Genomic DNA, 15,297 nt, shown 5'->3' with positions numbered 1-15,297 from the left:
CCGTGAGAAACGTTTTTTTGACGTAAGACAGTTTTATTCAGCTTAGTTAATAGAATTTCAAAGCTGCACAATAAATTCCCTCAGACATATTCGAGACTCATTCATACCTCCTGTCTTAAATACTGCGTGTTTAAGCAGTCGCCCATAGTTGGTTTTAATCTTTATTCAAAAATCTATACCTTCACCCCCTCAATAATATAACAATGAAATTACTTGAAGGAAAAACCGCTTTAGTTACCGGAGCATCAAAAGGTATCGGCCGTAAAATCGCTGAAAAGTTTGCCGAACAAGGGGCTAATGTTGCCTTTACATATTTGTCATCCGTAGAAAAAGGTCAGGCTTTAGAGCAGGAGTTACAGGCTCTGGGCACGAAGGTAAAAGGCTATCGCTCTGATGCTTCCAAATTTGATCAGGCTGAGCAACTAATCACCGATATAGTAGCAGATTTTGGCACAATTGACGTTGTGGTAAACAATGCCGGAATAACTAAAGACGGACTATTAATGCGAATGAATGAGCAGCAGTGGGATGAGGTACTTGAAGTTAACCTCAAATCTATCTTCAATGTAACCAAGGCTGCTTCAAAAATCATGATGAAAAACCGCAAAGGCGTTTTCATCAATATGAGCTCGGTAGTGGGTGTTCAGGGCAATGCCGGACAGGGTAATTACGCCGCCTCAAAAGCCGGAATCATTGGATTCTCTAAATCGATGGCGAAAGAGCTTGGCTCAAGAAATATTCGAACAAATGTAGTTGCTCCTGGTTTCATAAAAACTGAAATGACCGAAGTGCTCGATCCTAAAGTTGTTGAAGGCTGGGAAGCAGGAATACCGTTAAAGCGTGCTGGCGAAACGGAAGATGTAGCTAATGCATGCGTATTTCTCGCTTCTGATCTAAGCGCCTATATTACAGGCCAGGTTATCGCTGTTGACGGCGGCATGTTATAATCTCATAATATGTTATAAGCGTTATATATTTTCAATAAAAAGCGGCATATTTACGTTCAGTACATATGCCGCTTTTATTTCAGCTACAATTTACCACCCCTTCCGTTCTGTGGATAGTCTTCAGTCTTATTCTAGGACTGGGATATGCAGCCTTATTATATAAAAGTCCAAAGGCCGAACTGTCTACTGGTCTTACCCGGCTGCTTTTTGTTTTACGCGCGGTCGTGGTCGCCCTGATATGTTTCCTATTTTTTGCTCCCTATGTCAAAACCACCAATAAAATCCTTGAAAAGCCGTTGGTCTTTCTTCTGCAAGATAATTCTGCATCGATAAGTATAGCGCGGCCCGCAGGTTTCGACCTCTCAGCATATTCCCAGCAATTAAAAAACCTTGAGACAAGTTTAAAGAACGACTATGATGTGAGGACTTTAAGTTTTGGAAGCAAGGTTTCTGAGGGACTTAGTTCGGAGTATCCGGGAAAGGGAACAAATATTAGTGCCGCCCTTAAATACATTAACGAGGGTTTCTCAAATCGTAATATCGGGGCGGTTATCCTGGCCAGCGATGGCATTTATAACCAGGGCGGCAATCCGCAATACATAGCCAAGAACATCAAATCGCCAATTTATACTATTGCATTGGGCGATACGATACCAAAGAAAGATCTGCTGATCAGCAATGTCAATTACAATAAGCTGGTTTACCTGGGAAACGACTTTCAAATCGAACTGAACATTGAAGCGCACCAAAGCAAAGGCTCCGCTGCACGAATAATTGTAACGGGACAATCAGGCCCACTTTTCACAAAATCAATAAGCATTAACTCTAATGAGTACAGAGCTTCGATACCGGTTACATTGTCGGCCAGAAAAAAAGGCATCCAACGTTTCACTGCCACAATCACTGGTATTCCGGGAGAGCTTTCCAGGGAAAATAATACTCAAACCTTTTTTATAGAGGTTATAGACGGCAGGCAACAGGTATTTATTCTTGCAGCTTCACCACATCCGGATATCGCTGCACTGAAACAAAGTATTGAGAGTAATAAAAATTACGAAGTAAAATCGGGTTTCATCAACGACTTTAACAGGGGCGACCTCGGTCAGGCCGATCTCACCATCCTTCATCAAATTCCCTCACTTGCTGTACCAGGCTTGAACCTATCGTCGCTTCTCAACAAAAAGAATGTTTGGTATATTCTTGGCGCCCAATCAAACACCCAAGCGTTTGCATCGTCGCAAAACGTCCTGAACATTGTATCCGCGGGTGCTATTCAGGAAGTCTTCCCGACAGTGAATCCTCAATTTTATGAATTTACACTCAGTGAATCTACGGCAAAAAAATTGTCGGGGTTCCCTCCTCTACTTAGCCCATTTGGAAACTACACGTTAAAATCCCAGGCTTCAGTGCTGCTAACTCAAAAAATCGGAAAACTAGATACCGATAGGCCATTGCTTGCATTTTCCTCAGACGGAACAAGAAAAACCGCGGTACTTTCAGGGGAAGGAATCTGGCGCTGGCGATTGGAAGACTTCAAAGAAAATGGTGATCATGCCGCTATAGATGAGTTGCTTAGTAAAGCAGTGCAGTTCCTTTCGAGCAAAGAAGACAAGCGAAAGTTCCGGGTCTATGCAGGCCGCAATTCGTTCGATGAGGGAGAACACATAGTTCTTAATGCAGAGTTATATAATGACGCTTATGAACTGGTTAATACCCCGGAAGCCCGGGTCGTCATTAAAGATCGAACCAAAAGTTACCCGTTCACCTTTTCCCGTACAGACAAATCATACATTCTTGATGCGGGTGCTTTACCCCCTGGTGAATATTCTTTTAATGCGCAAACGCAATTAGGAAAAATCAAATATACGGCTGGCGGGCAGTTTGTTATTACACAACAGCAGGCTGAACTTAGCCAAACCACTGCGGACCATCAGGTGCTGTTCAACCTGGCTGATCAAAGCGGCGCCAAACTCATTCTTCCATCTGAGATAAAAAACCTTCCGGCTCTGATCAAAGAGAACGAGCTTGTTAAAACAATTTCATGGGAAGATAAACGCTTTGAGGAGCTGATAAATATCAAGTGGATATTTGCACTGATCCTTACGCTGATAAGCCTTGAGTGGTTTGGCCGGAAAAGGAACGGAACGCTATAACTTATAACTTAAGAAGGGCGAAGATAGAACAATCGGGTAGTGTTTTTACTTTTCCAGGTTCCTGTAATTCCCCCATCGGGTGCCTGCTTTCCGCTGAAACTAAAAATCGGCTGATTGTCTTTATTGAAACATATAAACGTCCAGGTCCTGAGCTCCGGATCAAAATCTCCTGTAACAGGATAAAATTTCCCACTTACCGACTCATAGTATGACCCTTTGTATTTTAAGACTTCTGAATTGCCTGCACCGTAGATAGAGGGAGTATGAACGGGCTGAAGCTTGATCTTTATGTATGATTTACCTTTTATTTCACCGATATATAACAGTTGCTGTGCTAAGCTATCAGTTACCGGTCTGTACTCTCCAGAGGTTAGTACGTCATTCTCCTGGGGTTGAGAGGGCATTGGCGACTGAGCCCTTGAAAGGACTGTAAAAAAAAATCCAATTAAAAATATAACAGCACGTAGGGGCATAACATCAGAATCTAAAATAAAGATCTCTCTTTTTTTACCTTCTCTTTTATGATAACGTAAACATCTTCATTTTCCTTCTTCATGAAATACTTTTCCCGGGCAAACTTTTCAAGCATTTCCCTGTTGGATGTCAGTTCTTCCAGATCCTTTTTAACCTGTGAAGTTTCGCGGGTGTAAAACTCCTTTTCCTCTTCTAACTTTGCCAACTGAGTCCGGTATTCATATTGGGATAAAAGGTCGTTTCTGTCAAAAAACAACATCCAGGCAACAAAGAAAACTGTCACCAAAAAATATTTATTGCTGATTACCCCAACTGTCCGTTTCATAATGACAAATATAGTATAGAGTCAGTCATTAAAGCAAGGCATCACTTTTTTTCATCCGGAATAAAACTCATAGAAACCGAGTTAACGCAATGTCTGGTATTTTTGGCAGTAAAACCTTCACCTAAAAACACATGACCCAGGTGACCACCACAGTTTGCACAGATGATTTCAGTCCGCATACCATCTGGATCGGGAATCCTTTTGACAGCTCCTTTAATCTCATCATCAAAGCTGGGCCACCCGCAATGAGAGTCAAACTTTGTTTCAGAACGATAAAGGGGGGCATTACACCGGCGGCAGATATAGGTCCCGGTTTCTTTGTTATTAAGTAGTTTTCCTGTTCCAGGGTACTCGGTCCCCTTATGAACTATAACTCTTTCTTCTTCAGGCGTTAGCTTATTATATTCCATCTTTTCTACTTTTGAATTGCCTTGTCCGGTAGATTTATCCTGTCCGCAGGATGTCAAGACCATAAACAAAAGACAAGTAAAAATACCGAAAGTTTTCATATCAGTTTTTAAAGATAACGTTTAATCCCTGATTTTTATTCTAACGCTAATGCCAGTCGAAGTTCATTCTCACACCGATTCCTAATTTGATGATATCTCCGAGGGACAAAACACCACCACTTTTAACCTGACTGACAAAATACAATTCGTTGGTATTAAATTCCGAATAAATGCTTAGTGATTTAATCCGTGAAGAATGCAGAAGCTTTTTTGTATTAAGGCTTAACTCTGTACTTAGCGAAACATGTGGCCTTATGGCCGGCGACCACCAGTAATAGCCTTTTACATATTGATCTTTATCCCAGGTAATTTCCCATTCTTCGCCGGCCGTATAACTAATAAACACTCCCGGGTTGGCCGGATAGACTTTGGCCCAATCATTTATATTAATTTCGAAGGGCCTGTAGTTAAACTTGGCTGTAACAATATGCAATTCTCCGCCCTTATTTTCGGGAACATATCCATACCTGAATTCTAATGCCCCTCTATTATTTTTGAACAGATCGTAGCCTACGCCTGCACTTAAATAGCCAATACTGCCGGCATATTGTAAGGCAGCCGACTCTGGCAACAAAGCTTTAATAGATTGACCTTTGGCTCGTTGACTAATTACAGTGGAGATGATCAGTAGCGAAAAAAGGTAAAAACCTGATCTAATATTTGATATTTTTATAACTGAGCGTTCCATTAATTATTTCTACTAGCAGAAATTCCCTGTTAATCATAGCATTGGTAACTACATAGGGAATGTTCTGATTATGTGGATAGTGAATACTATAACTATGATCATGCGCATAAAAAGCAGCCCGGGTTTTGGGATTCCCATTAATAACGTTGATATATTGTTCCGTTAGAGAAACATCAAAATCCCAGGACAAAGGCAAGATATGGGCAATTGCTACATAGTTATCTACTCCCGGTTCCGGTAAAAACTCCTCTGTCAGCCAGTTCAGATCTGGTACTCTGCCATTAAATTTGAATTCCCTGCTATTTGTATTATGACAAATGAATTTCGTACCATGGTATACAAATGAAAAATTGAGCTTTCCAAACATCCGTTTAAATACCTGGTCTCCATTTCCCACAAAATCATGGTTACCCACCACTGTTATGTATGGAATAGTAAGCTTTTCCAACAGCTCATTGATCTGTTCCATCTCTTCCAGCAGCCCAAACTCTGATATATCACCAGCAAGCAAAAGCATATCTATGTTAGGTATCTTGTTTACTGTATTCACAAGGTCCCTGGTATTCTTGTACTGACGCTGGGTATCGCCAGCCACAACAAAGCGTATAGTGTCGTCTGCCGGAGCCGCAAATAATTTATCCAGGTTTTTATTATTAAGATCTGTGGGAGTGTTTTTATCGAATGCCTGGTTGGGACTATACTCCAAATTATCGCATCCGCTTATTCCCAGAAGAAAGATTAGAGAAATATATATATATAGTTTCATTGTTGCCTTGACAATACGAAAGATCACCCTGTTTGATAACAGTCCGATTACAGAATTCTCATCAAAATTAGGTCCAACATGAGCAACACGAACAGGCAAAATGACCGAAGACGATTTTTTGACATCTGAAGCGGTCAAAATTCTCGCCGAAATGACAAAATATGAGGCATGCCAATTTTTCTTAAAGTTCAGACACGGTATCTATCCAGATATCTATCTATCTAACCAGTGTTTAAAGCTGCTGGCCTTTTCACGACTAATAAAGATCTCTTCATCCATTTTTTGATTTAGAATCACTTTTAGCTTGCCGTTAAAATAATTATGGATGCTTTTGATACTTTCCACATGAATAAGATGTTGCCGGTTCGCCCGGAAAAAGATCCCAGGATCCAACTGTTCCTCCAATTCGTCCATGGTTTGCAAAACAGGGTGTATGCTTCCATCTTTTAGAACTATATGTGAGATCTTAAACTCGGAATACATATAATCGATATCATGAACAGCAACCGTTTTATATCCGTCGTGGAGTGGGATGAGAAAACGCGACCTGTAAGCTACGTCCTGTTTCTTCATCAGGTCGGCGAGTTCATGGATCAGATCGTTTGACTGCAAAGGAGCAAGTTGTTCATATTTGCTTAAGGCCCCTGCAAGTTCCTGTTTATCCACCGGCTTCAGCAAATAGTCAATACTGTTAACTTTGAAAGCCCTGATGGCGTATTCATCATAGGCTGTAGTAAAAACTACAGGAGTTTTAAATTTGGCGGCTGAGAATATCTCAAAGCACAAGCCATCCGTCAACCTGACATCCATCAATATCAAATCCGGCTCCTTGTTACCAGCGAACCAATCTATGCTATCTGCTACGCTTTCCAGCATATCAAGAATCACCGCCTGCGGCTTGATCTCTTTTACCAGGTTTTTCAAGCGGTTAGCATTAAGCTGCTCGTCTTCAATGATCAGTATCTGCATGAACTCCGATGCTAAGTAAAGGTAGTTTAACACTGAATGTATCTTCAGTTTCTGTGACTTCGGGAACCCTGCTAGATAATAAACCATACCGGCTTCCGATGTTTTTCAGTCCAGTACAGGTAGAAGGGATATTGTAGTTGAGCCTTTGCAGGGAGTTTGAAATGATGAGATTTCCCTGGTCGTCATTACTTATCAAAATGTGCAGCGGTCTGGAACGCGAGGCTGTATTATGCTTGATCGCATTTTCGATAAGCAGTTGCAAAGTGATTGGAGGGATGCCTTTTTGACTCAGTTCATCCTTGATATTGACTTCCATCTTCACGTTCTCCCCCAACCTTATTTTAATAAGATAGAAATATGCCTTTGCAAAGCAGATCTCTTCTTCCACGGAAATAATATTCCTCTTTATATTAACGATCATGTAACGGTAAACCCGCGACAAGTTTTCAAGAAAGTGTTGCGCCAGACATTGATCTTCCTCTATCAGGGCAGATAGTGTACTAAAATTATTGAACATGAAGTGAGGATCCAGCTGCATTTTGAGCGACTGCAGTTGAGCCTCAAGAGCGATCTGCTTAAATTTTGAAGCTTTCAGATTGAGCTCAGCACTTTCCAGCAGTGCCGCCTTCCATTTCTGAAAGAAAAAGTTGCCTGTGAACACCAGACTAATCAGGATGGATAACAGGATGCTCACACCGAATGCCTGGCGAACAACGAGCTCATCGAGGTCTGTAGATATCTTAGTTTCGGCTAATGCCAGCAAACAGGCATGCAGGTACAAATATAACAATACAATTGTTGTGATGATCTGTATGCTGAATTGCACCAAAAATCTTGTTAGTGGATACGACACCCAGGAAAGCTTCGCATCCAGCTTCCTGGATATCAGCAAGCTGACTTCGGTGAGGATCCAGCAGAAGCCCAACACGAAGATCCACTCCGCAGCTATTTCGAAGCTGGTTCGTTTGAAGTATTCGGTCCACAGCCTGTAAGGATCGATCAGGAAAGTCAGCACATAAAATCCAAGAAAAACAGCTGGAATGATGATAAGCCTGAAATATTTATAAAAGTCCTTCTTTTGTTTTATCAAAGCATTCTTTAATTTTTATACTTAATATGGCCACTCAACTGGCCAAACAATGTATCCAGATCCTAAAAATAAGAATAAATAAATATATGCTTGTGCAGATGTTGCTTTACCTTTGTATTCTAATGAAAATTACACTTTTGGTTATAGGTAAAACGGAAGATAAATACCTTAAGGAAGGTATTGATAAGTACCTGAAGCGACTTAAGCATTATATCCGGTTCGAAATTATAGAAATACCTGAGCTGAAAAACACAAAAAATCTGTCTGAAGAACAACAGAAAACTAAAGAAGCCGAGTTACTGTCTAAGCATCTGTCGTTCAATGATCATATTGTTTTACTGGACGACAAAGGCGAAGAATTCACTTCCACACAATTCTCTGGATTTATCAACAAAAAGATGCTTGGCAGCCTGCAAAACCTTGTGTTTATTGTTGGTGGGCCTTACGGCTTTGATCCATCCCTTTATGCTCAGGCAAAAGATAAGCTATCCCTATCCCGCATGACCTTTTCGCACCAGATGGTTCGGCTTTTCTTTGTTGAACAACTTTACAGGGCCTTTACAATTTTGAAAGGCGAACCATACCATCATGAATAAAACAACGTTAAGCAATTATGATAGAAGGATTTAAACCGAGAAACTACCGCTATAAAGGTATTAATCCAGGTTCTGAGCAGAAACGCTTTTGGCTAGCTATTGTTATAGCCATTGTGCTGGCGGCCTGCATTATTTATTTATTTTAAGTCATTAGCGACCCTTCGTAAACTGTAGGACGGCTTTCAATTAGGAGTGTTGCACATGCGACACGCGTGCGCCAGCAACTGTTACTTGCCGGATCACGCGTGCCTCGTGGACCCTGGATCTAGCTATTATCAGCTGAACCAGCTTTTTTCTTAGCAGCTTTCTTCGGAGCTTTTACTTCTTCAACTGCAGCAATAACTTCTTCTTCAGGAACCTGCTGGTTCCCGTCTGCTACTTCTGCCTCTTCAGTAAATAAGGGCAACTCCTTAATAATGTTATACCAGGTGATGATCTTCTTCATATCGGAAGCATACACCTTTTCTTCATCATGATCAGGAGCTATTTCACGGAAGAAATCACGCAAAACTTTACCATCAGCCTTTGGATCAGGCACGGAAGCACTATCCTTCATTTTAGCAAAGATATCAACCAGTTTCAGATCTTCGTCCTCACCAAATACCGTAATATCTTCTAACGATGCAAGTTTAGCGGTTGATAAATTCACTACAAGCTTTACCTTCTGAGCATCCAAACTCTCTAGCACAAAACCAGATTTGTTTTGGCCTATCACTTTAAACAAGCCCGGTTTTCCTGAAACAGATACTATTCCTCTTAAATTCATATTATTGTATGGTCAATTACCCTTCTTCGATGATCTCGATGCCTAAAATCTTATCGCCCTGACGAATATCGTCAACCACGTCAACATTTTCAATCACTTTCCCGAAGCAGGTATGATTACGGTCTAAATGGGCGGTATTATTACGGCTGTGGCAGATAAAGAACTGTGAACTTCCTGTATCACGTCCTGCATGAGCCATAGATAATACACCTCTGTCATGGTATTGATTTCCACCTGTAAGCTCACATTTGATGCGTGTGCCTGAGCCGCCTGCACCAGTACCTGTTGGATCTCCCCCCTGGATCACAAAATCAGGAATTACGCGGTGAAAGGTCACACCATCATAGAATCCTTCTTTAGCAAGCTTCAAAAAGTTTGCTACGGTATTCGGTGCATCCTGATCATAGAACTGTACGGTCATGTCACCTTTTTCTGTTTTTATAATTGCTTTACTCATGTTTGTTCTTTTTAGATTAGAGCGTGCAAAGTTAATTATTTCAGTTACAATGCATCTAACCTTTTAAAAAATCGAAGATTAGAGGCCTTTTTATAACTTAGAGCAGCGAATTACGTTATTTATCTTATGCTTAAATTCCATTGTTTACTGACTCTGTTGTTAATGGCTTTTTGTTCAAAGGCTGCCTCAATTCTTATTCCAATGGATGAAAACCAGCAAAATCATCTCAAAGCATATGGGATTACATTCTGGACATTGAAAAACGGACAGGAAGCTGACTGGCTTTTAAATTACCGTGGAGGCAGCTTTATGATGAAATATGTAAAAGACATCGAAAACGAATGTAAGATCAGAGGAGTGTCGTATGAGGTGATTGCGGATGCAAAGGTAACCGCTATTCTCAACGAAATAACGGACCCTTCAGCTAACATGGATCTGGTGAAGTTAGAAAAAGCGCCTAAAATCGCCGTTTATTCTCCTAAGAACAAGCTTCCCTGGGATGACGCAGTAACCATGGTGCTAACTTACGCTGAGATCCCATATGACGTTGTTTACGATGAAGAGGTGTTAAAAGGCGAACTGCCTAAATATGACTGGCTGCACCTCCACCATGAAGACTTTACCGGTCAGTTCGGGAGATTTTGGTCTGTATACCGTACCGCATCATGGTATATCGAAGACGTTAAGCTTCAGCAGGCAACTGCAAGCAAACTGGGATTTAAAAAAGTCTCACAGATGAAGCTGGCCGTAGCTAAAGGCATCGCTAACTTTTGCTCCGGCGGAGGTTTTTTATTCGCAATGTGTTCCGGAACGGATAGTTTTGACATCGCCCTGGCGGCCGAAGGTGTCGACATCTGTGAAAGTATGTATGATGGCGACGGAGCCGATCCGCAGGCACAGGCCAAGCTGGATTTTTCAAAAACTTTCGCTTTTCAGAACTTTAAACTTGATCCGAATCCAGCTAATTACGAGTTTTCAAACATAGATGCCACCCCAACCCGCATGCTTAATCAAAGCAATGACTTTTTTACATTGTTCGATTTTTCAGCTAAATGGGATGTAGTGCCCGCGATGCTTACACAAAGTCATGATAAAGTGGTGAAAGGGTTCATGGGGCAGACGACGGCGTTTAGAAAAGAGTTGATTAAGCCGGATGTTCTTGTAATGGGAGAAACCAAAACTTCTAATGAAGCCCGGTACATTCATGGCGAATTTGGCAAAGGACAATGGACCTTTTACGGCGGACACGATCCGGAAGATTATCAGCATGCTGTTGGTGATCCCCAAACCGACCTGAACCTGCATCCTAATTCTGCAGGATACCGTTTGATTTTGAATAACGTATTGTTCCCGGCTGCAAAGAAGAAGAAACAAAAAACATAGTGGATTGAAAATTGGTACACGGGCACGCGTGCCCCGTGTGCTGGTTGCAACCCTCAGCTTTAATCGTAAAAATTCCACATTACCCCGAACTTAAATAAAGAGTTCGGCATTGGGTAGCGATTGACAGTATAATATCCTTTAGAAAACAAACCCTGATTAGCGTAATCATAACGCACAAAAATGTTTGCCCGGTTTAAGGCGAAACGCGCCCAAACGTCTACTATCGGGAAAGAATCAAATCGTGCAGGATTAGCATCGTTGTAAAACTGACTTACGTTGATTGCGTACGCCGGGGCGTAAAATTTCGAGTTCCAGCGAATATCGAAACCGGCATTTGCAGCAACCGACTTAGAAAACCGTCTCGCATAGTAAAAACTATTGTACGTATACAGATCCGGCGTCCTAAGGATCCGCCCAAAATCCGTTTTCTGAAGAGCAACAAAACTCTCCAGGTTAAATCTTCCAAACTGAAAATTTTTGTTTACCGTCACCTTCACCATATTTATCACATCCCCTGCCTGAACAGGTAAGATTGTACTATCTGGCTGCCCTTCGAAATAAAGGTATTTCCCGATCAGAAAGTACTCCGCCCTGGTTTTAAACTTAAATTTAGGGTTCAGGTAGGTGAAAGACAGGTTATTGACCTTGGTATTATCAAAGCTCTCGTTCCAGTTGTTATAAGTATAGTTACTCTGTTCAAAGATATGTTCCGGCGATTTATTCTGAATGTAAGCGCCAAGCACTATGCGACCAACAGACTTGCTTAACAGGAACTGGGTTTGGGCGTCATAAAAATAGTCGCCTGCATTGCGTCCCTGCGCTATCTGCTGGATCTTTCCGGCAATAGAAACCCGGTCGCTGAAACGATAGCCTATATCACCTTTCACCATCAGGTTCTGAAATGAAAACTTTTGATGGGTTACGTCGACCTGGGCTTGTTCATATCGATAAAGATCATGCTGTATGCCCACATCCAGTTTCAGCTCGTTCTTTATAAAGCTCAGAGAGCGTCCCCGGAGGTAAAAACTATACATAAACTCGTTACGTATATTGGTCACATTGGTCGAATCCTTTACCAGATCGGGCTCATCAAGTATATCCGGGAAAGCTTCGTAAGGGTCATCCTGGTTTTTATAAAACTTATAAGAATCTGAGGAATAGCTGAAAGCGTGAGATATCCTCTGCGTAGGTAAAACGTTCGATGCCGGATTTGCATTTTTGGCAGTATCTAGACGCCCCAGATAGTAAAACTGTTTCAGAAAAAAGTTTTTCTGCTTCCAGGTATTCTTTACCGCATCCCTGTCATTTAGTCTTACCGTCACGGGGATGTTATTATTTATATCTTCTTCAAAAATATTATCATTAATAATAGAGCCGTTCTCTGCAGCCTTTAATGTATTAAATATGGCATTAGCCAGTAAGTTGTACCTCTTTTTCGGCGATTCATACCATGTAAAAAAAGCACCGTTAAGATGATCCGACTTCTGATTGGTATAAAACCCTTCAGCCGTTATCCTGAAATAATTGGCTCCTATATTCCAGTTCGGTTTTATGTTCTGAGAATGTGTTACCCTGAACACTTGTTCGGCGCGTGTACCATTAACATAGTACATAGAAGTGTAGGGGGTCCGGGCTCTATAATATTTGAGCGAGTCCTGCGTAAGGCGATAAATATCAAGGGAATGAAACCCTGGATCAAAGCCAATGTTCTTCCTGGGTTCAAACAACATCTCCCGGTAGGCTAAACCCATATTGCCCAGACCTATGGTAGGCCGTTCAGGTACGACGAGAGGGTTGTATTGATGAAATCTGTTCAGGGTGGTATCTAAGGGGATTGTCTGAGTACTATCCTGTAGCAGACCTAGCGTCGTATACCTGATAAATTTCGCGGTAAAAATAACAGTATCCTGCTTTCCTTCCTCCAGCTTTCGCAGGGAGTCCAGTTCAGCATCTGCATCCCGGCCCACACGAACCTGAGCTTGTACTCCAAGCCCAAACAACAATCCGCAAACGAGTAAAAAAAGACACTTCATTTAAAATGAGCCAAGTAGTTCTTTAAGGATGAGAGTCATCTTCGGTTCAGCCTCCTCGGCCACTTTCAGGATCTGCTCCACAGAAACCGGCTCGAGCTCTTCATGATAACCTTCATCAGTAATGACTGATATTGCGAAGACGGGCAATCCCATATGTTTTGCCACTATAACCTCCGGTACGGTACTCATTCCTACAGCATCACCACCGATGATACGCAAGTAACGATATTCCGCCTTAGTTTCAAGATTTGGGCCCGCCACAGACACATAAACGCCGGTATGACACCTGATGTTATGCTGCTTAGCTATCTCTGAGGCTTTTTGTATAAACTCTTTGTTGTAAGGCTGACTCATATCAGGAAAGCGGGGCCCCAGCTCCTCATAGTTCCTCCCTCTCAGCGGATTATCATGCTGAAGGTTAATATGATCTTCAATGATCATCAGATCTCCTGTTTTTATGTCAGGGTTCAAGGCGCCACTGGCATTTGATACAAAAAGCTGCTTAATTCCAAGCATTTTCATCACCCGTACCGGAAAAGTGATCTGTTTCATATCGTAGCCTTCGTAATGATGCAAACGCCCTTGCATAGCTACCACCTTTTTTCCTTTCAACATTCCGAAGATCAACCGGCCTGAGTGAAATTCAAGCGTTGAGATCGGAAAATTAGGTATATTCGAATACATCAGCTTGTGCTGGATCTCTATTTCGTTTACCAGTGCCCCCAGGCCGGTCCCCAAAATCACGCCTATCTCCGGCTCAAAATCACCTATCCGGCGTTTAATATATTCGGTTGTACTATATATGTTTTGTAGCATATCTCTCTATCATCTCATTGAACCGCATAACATCAGGTTCATGTATTTTCGCCATAACGGGCAAGTAATAAACGGGCTGTTTAGCCAAAAGTTCTTTCAGCTCAGGCAGCTGCAAACGCTGCGCATCTTTTTCTGTGGTAATAATGATTTTATCCTTACCAGATGCTTCTTTGAAATCACTTACAAGTTTAAGAATATTTTTTTTGCTGAAAGGGTGATGATCCGGATAATCATAGTGTTTAACATTCTTACTGGTATTTTTTAGCTTCTCTACCAGGGGATATGGATTTGCGATTCCCGTTAGCAGAAAAACCAGGGTATCTTTATGAAGAGCCTGTACTGCTTCGGGCTGAACATCATAAACCGGGACCAGTCCTCCATATTCCAAATAAGAAAAAAACACTTGCTGGTTGTTGCAGGGCCTAAGTCTGTTGATGATCCGGTCCTTTTCCTGTTGATCAAGATTATCCGGAGTTTTAGTTATTACGATGATATTTGCTCGCTTCCTTCCGGAAAACGGCTCCCGGAGATTACCCGCGGGAAGCATGAGCAAAAATTCATCAAGTCGGGTATAGTCGAACAGCAGGATGCTTAATCCAGGATCCACGGCCCGGTGTTGAAAAGCGTCATCCAGCACAACCACCTCATGATTCTTTTGCAGGATATTAAGTCCGATAACTCTTTTTTCGGAAACAGCAACCGTAATATCCTTAAATTTCCTTCTAAACTGCATGGGCTCATCGCCTGCTTCCAAAGTTGTGTCCGTCTGCCCTACCAATCTGAATCCCTTTGTTTTCCGCCCGTAACCACGACTTAGAACTGCTACCTTGTGGCGCTCATTTAAAAGGCGAATAATATATTCCGCCATCGGGCTTTTACCAGCTCCGCCAACCGCCAGGTTACCAATGCAAATCACGGGGATATTAAACTTTTTCGATGAAAAGACACCTGAATCATAGGCTTTATTTCGTAGCCAGATAATTAGTCCATATAGAACCGAAAAAGGAAGCAACAAAAGTCGCAAATACTGCATGGCCGCAAAGATAGCGTTTTAGCGATTAGGGCGGCTAACTGATCTTCTCTGCCGAATTGTTCAAAATCTTTTCTGCGGCAGCTTTTCACGGACCAGCGCTGCCCTTATTTCGTCGTGCGCTCGACTGAAAATATTTGAAAGTGATCTCAAAGCTGCCTCCAGCAGATCATCGTCTGCCTGGTCACAAAGCTGCTCTGCTTTGGGCCCAGCAAAACGGAGTCCGAGACTCCTTTTATTTCTGAATCCTTAGAGCTCCTCCGGAACTCCTAAGGACAGACGAAAGCTTAAATAA

The 15,297-nt window shown here is 41.9% G+C and carries 16 protein-coding genes; 4 read left to right on the top strand and 12 right to left on the bottom strand.

The window, feature by feature from the left end; translation table 11 throughout:
* Window positions 1-203 precede the first annotated feature (203 nt).
* Window positions 204-947, top strand: coding sequence for a 3-oxoacyl-[acyl-carrier-protein] reductase (gene fabG, locus J3P37_RS00515; protein ID WP_256009023.1), 744 nt, complete (start codon window positions 204-206; stop codon window positions 945-947).
* 65 nt (window positions 948-1,012) lie between these two features.
* Window positions 1,013-3,100, top strand: a complete 2,088-nt coding sequence (locus J3P37_RS00510; RefSeq protein WP_256009022.1) for a vWA domain-containing protein — start codon at window positions 1,013-1,015, stop codon at window positions 3,098-3,100.
* 8 nt (window positions 3,101-3,108) lie between these two features.
* Here the strand turns inward: J3P37_RS00510 and J3P37_RS00505 are convergent, their stop codons facing one another.
* The 7 genes from J3P37_RS00505 to J3P37_RS00475 form a co-directional block, all read right to left on the bottom strand.
* Window positions 3,109-3,504: a hypothetical protein gene (locus J3P37_RS00505; protein ID WP_256009021.1), complete on the bottom strand. Its 396-nt coding sequence runs from the start codon at window positions 3,502-3,504 to the stop codon at window positions 3,109-3,111.
* Window positions 3,505-3,584: 80 nt separating this feature from the next.
* Complete coding sequence (locus J3P37_RS00500; RefSeq protein WP_256009020.1) at window positions 3,585-3,899, bottom strand: FtsB family cell division protein; 315 nt, start codon at window positions 3,897-3,899, stop codon at window positions 3,585-3,587.
* A gap of 41 nt (window positions 3,900-3,940) precedes the next feature.
* Window positions 3,941-4,372: a methionine-R-sulfoxide reductase gene (locus J3P37_RS00495; protein WP_439648950.1), complete on the bottom strand. Its 432-nt coding sequence runs from the start codon at window positions 4,370-4,372 to the stop codon at window positions 3,941-3,943.
* Window positions 4,373-4,454: 82 nt separating this feature from the next.
* Entirely contained in the window at window positions 4,455-5,096 is a 642-nt protein-coding gene (locus tag J3P37_RS00490; protein WP_256009018.1) for a hypothetical protein, read from the bottom strand.
* Window positions 5,062-5,862 (bottom strand): metallophosphoesterase family protein, encoded by an 801-nt coding sequence (locus tag J3P37_RS00485; protein WP_256009017.1) that lies wholly within the window; start codon window positions 5,860-5,862, stop codon window positions 5,062-5,064. Before J3P37_RS00485 ends, J3P37_RS00490 begins: the two co-directional genes overlap by 35 nt.
* 213 nt (window positions 5,863-6,075) lie before the next feature.
* Entirely contained in the window at window positions 6,076-6,831 is a 756-nt protein-coding gene (locus J3P37_RS00480) for a LytR/AlgR family response regulator transcription factor (protein ID WP_256009016.1), read from the bottom strand.
* Window positions 6,812-7,921: a sensor histidine kinase gene (locus J3P37_RS00475; protein WP_256009015.1), complete on the bottom strand. Its 1,110-nt coding sequence runs from the start codon at window positions 7,919-7,921 to the stop codon at window positions 6,812-6,814. The genes J3P37_RS00480 and J3P37_RS00475 overlap by 20 nt, the downstream gene beginning before the upstream one ends.
* 122 nt (window positions 7,922-8,043) lie before the next feature.
* Between J3P37_RS00475 and rlmH the strand changes: the two genes are divergently transcribed.
* Window positions 8,044-8,517 carry a 23S rRNA (pseudouridine(1915)-N(3))-methyltransferase RlmH gene (rlmH, locus tag J3P37_RS00470; RefSeq protein ID WP_256009014.1) on the top strand — a complete coding sequence of 158 codons (474 nt, stop codon included), beginning with the start codon at window positions 8,044-8,046 and terminating at the stop codon, window positions 8,515-8,517.
* A gap of 265 nt (window positions 8,518-8,782) precedes the next feature.
* Here the strand turns inward: rlmH and J3P37_RS00465 are convergent, their stop codons facing one another.
* Window positions 8,783-9,283, bottom strand: coding sequence for a DUF5606 family protein (locus J3P37_RS00465; RefSeq protein WP_256009013.1), 501 nt, complete (start codon window positions 9,281-9,283; stop codon window positions 8,783-8,785).
* A 16-nt stretch (window positions 9,284-9,299) separates the two neighbouring features.
* Complete coding sequence (locus tag J3P37_RS00460; protein WP_256009012.1) at window positions 9,300-9,740, bottom strand: peptidylprolyl isomerase; 441 nt, start codon at window positions 9,738-9,740, stop codon at window positions 9,300-9,302.
* 162 nt (window positions 9,741-9,902) lie between these two features.
* Between J3P37_RS00460 and J3P37_RS00455 the strand changes: the two genes are divergently transcribed.
* Window positions 9,903-11,123, top strand: coding sequence for an asparagine synthetase B (locus J3P37_RS00455; RefSeq protein WP_256009011.1), 1,221 nt, complete (start codon window positions 9,903-9,905; stop codon window positions 11,121-11,123).
* 59 nt (window positions 11,124-11,182) lie between these two features.
* Here J3P37_RS00455 and J3P37_RS00450 read toward each other — a convergent pair whose 3' ends face one another.
* From J3P37_RS00450 to lpxK, 3 genes are read right to left on the bottom strand one after another with little or no spacing between them, the layout of a single operon-like run.
* Entirely contained in the window at window positions 11,183-13,156 is a 1,974-nt protein-coding gene (locus J3P37_RS00450) for a putative porin (protein ID WP_256009010.1), read from the bottom strand.
* Entirely contained in the window at window positions 13,157-13,972 is an 816-nt protein-coding gene (locus J3P37_RS00445) for a purine-nucleoside phosphorylase (protein ID WP_256009009.1), read from the bottom strand.
* Window positions 13,953-15,005 (bottom strand): tetraacyldisaccharide 4'-kinase, encoded by a 1,053-nt coding sequence (lpxK, locus tag J3P37_RS00440; RefSeq protein ID WP_256009008.1) that lies wholly within the window; start codon window positions 15,003-15,005, stop codon window positions 13,953-13,955. Before lpxK ends, J3P37_RS00445 begins: the two co-directional genes overlap by 20 nt.
* Window positions 15,006-15,297 lie beyond the last annotated feature (292 nt).

It is taken from the genome of Desertivirga xinjiangensis, from assembly GCF_024436435.1.
In the GTDB taxonomy this organism is placed as follows: domain Bacteria; phylum Bacteroidota; class Bacteroidia; order Sphingobacteriales; family Sphingobacteriaceae; genus Desertivirga; species Desertivirga xinjiangensis.
The sequence above is the reverse complement of the archived record's forward strand: the minus strand, read 5'-3'. Positions and strand labels throughout refer to the sequence as shown.

Bases quoted from the DNA above. Each gene is read 5' to 3' on its own strand.
- lpxK (WP_256009008.1), bottom strand. From the start codon at position 15,005: ATGCAGTATTTGCGACTTTTGTTGCTTCCTTTTTCGGTTCTATATGGA.
- J3P37_RS00500 (WP_256009020.1), bottom strand. From the start codon at position 3,899: ATGAAACGGACAGTTGGGGTAATCAGCAATAAATATTTTTTGGTGACA.
- J3P37_RS00485 (WP_256009017.1), bottom strand. From the start codon at position 5,862: ATGAAACTATATATATATATTTCTCTAATCTTTCTTCTGGGAATAAGC.
- J3P37_RS00460 (WP_256009012.1), bottom strand. From the start codon at position 9,740: ATGAGTAAAGCAATTATAAAAACAGAAAAAGGTGACATGACCGTACAG.
- J3P37_RS00510 (WP_256009022.1), top strand. From the start codon at position 1,013: ATGCCGCTTTTATTTCAGCTACAATTTACCACCCCTTCCGTTCTGTGG.
- J3P37_RS00455 (WP_256009011.1), top strand. From the start codon at position 9,903: ATGGCTTTTTGTTCAAAGGCTGCCTCAATTCTTATTCCAATGGATGAA.
- J3P37_RS00490 (WP_256009018.1), bottom strand. From the start codon at position 5,096: ATGGAACGCTCAGTTATAAAAATATCAAATATTAGATCAGGTTTTTAC.
- J3P37_RS00480 (WP_256009016.1), bottom strand. From the start codon at position 6,831: ATGCAGATACTGATCATTGAAGACGAGCAGCTTAATGCTAACCGCTTG.
- J3P37_RS00495 (WP_439648950.1), bottom strand. From the start codon at position 4,372: ATGGTCTTGACATCCTGCGGACAGGATAAATCTACCGGACAAGGCAAT.
- fabG (WP_256009023.1), top strand. From the start codon at position 204: ATGAAATTACTTGAAGGAAAAACCGCTTTAGTTACCGGAGCATCAAAA.
- J3P37_RS00505 (WP_256009021.1), bottom strand. From the start codon at position 3,504: ATGCCCTCTCAACCCCAGGAGAATGACGTACTAACCTCTGGAGAGTAC.
- rlmH (WP_256009014.1), top strand. From the start codon at position 8,044: ATGAAAATTACACTTTTGGTTATAGGTAAAACGGAAGATAAATACCTT.
- J3P37_RS00465 (WP_256009013.1), bottom strand. From the start codon at position 9,283: ATGAATTTAAGAGGAATAGTATCTGTTTCAGGAAAACCGGGCTTGTTT.
- J3P37_RS00445 (WP_256009009.1), bottom strand. From the start codon at position 13,972: ATGCTACAAAACATATATAGTACAACCGAATATATTAAACGCCGGATA.
- J3P37_RS00450 (WP_256009010.1), bottom strand. From the start codon at position 13,156: ATGAAGTGTCTTTTTTTACTCGTTTGCGGATTGTTGTTTGGGCTTGGA.